Raw genomic sequence first — 471 nt, forward strand, 5'->3', positions numbered from 1 at the left:
GTGAATCCCGGCGCGGCCGCCCCGCGCCAGACCACGGGCACGTTGCCCGACGCTCCGCCCAGGCCATTGGTGATGCCCGTGACCAGCACATCCCCTTCGGCTGCGTTGAAGTCCGTGATGCGGTCCGTCGCCGAAACCGGCGAATAGCTGGTAGTTGTGAAGTTGCTGGCGTTGTAGCTGGAATACCCAATCTTGAAGCTGTCGGCACCCGCCCCCCCCGTCGCGACATTGCGGTCGGCATAGCTGGCGCTATTGGCGCCACTGAATAGGTCCAGCGTGTCGTTGCCATCGCCACCGACCAGTGTGTCGGTGTACGTCCCGCGAGGGGCGCCGTAGCTGGTGCTGCTGGTCAGCGTGTCGGCACCCGCGCCACCATTCAGCGCATCGCTGCCATCTTGGCCGTTGAGCGTGTCGTTGCCGTCTCCGCCGTTGAGCGCGTCGGCGCCATCGCCGCCGTACAGCGTGTCGTTG

The 471-nt window shown here is 66.2% G+C and carries 1 protein-coding gene; it reads right to left on the reverse strand.

Annotation, left to right across the window (positions count from 1 at the left end; all coding sequences use genetic code 11):
- The coding region (locus tag WG898_RS25190; protein WP_444719001.1) for a calcium-binding protein at positions 1-471 on the reverse strand (471 nt) is incomplete at both ends.

Source organism: Paucibacter soli (assembly GCF_037482845.1).
GTDB lineage: Bacteria > Pseudomonadota > Gammaproteobacteria > Burkholderiales > Burkholderiaceae_C > Paucibacter_B > Paucibacter_B soli.